1 protein-coding gene is annotated in these 289 nt (G+C 57.8%); it reads right to left on the bottom strand.

Translation table 11 applies throughout. The features are described from left to right. The coding region (locus TW77_RS25555; protein WP_046007504.1) for a hypothetical protein at positions 1-289 on the bottom strand (289 nt) is incomplete at both ends.

Genomic DNA, 289 nt, shown 5'->3' with positions numbered 1-289 from the left:
CCGGCTCCGCCGCTTGTGGCTCGTCATCCAGAGCAGCCAGCGCGTCTTCTTCTTCAAACGCCGGGAAGTCTTCTTCCGCTAGTGCGTCGTCTGTCAGGTCGTCTTCTAACAGTGTTTCTTCTTCTGCTGAAGCAGCTTGCTCTGGTGCCTCTCCAGTTTCCGCCTCCGCCGCGTGTGGCTCGTCATCCAGCGCTGCCAGCGCGTCTTCTTCTTCAAACGCCGGGAAGTCTTCTTCCGCCAGTGCGTCGTCTGTCAGGTCGTCTTCTAACAGTGTTTCTTCATCTGCTGA

Source organism: Pseudoalteromonas rubra, assembly GCF_000967655.1.
Taxonomy (GTDB): domain Bacteria; phylum Pseudomonadota; class Gammaproteobacteria; order Enterobacterales; family Alteromonadaceae; genus Pseudoalteromonas; species Pseudoalteromonas rubra_A.
This window is presented reverse-complemented; position numbering and strand designations above follow the sequence as displayed.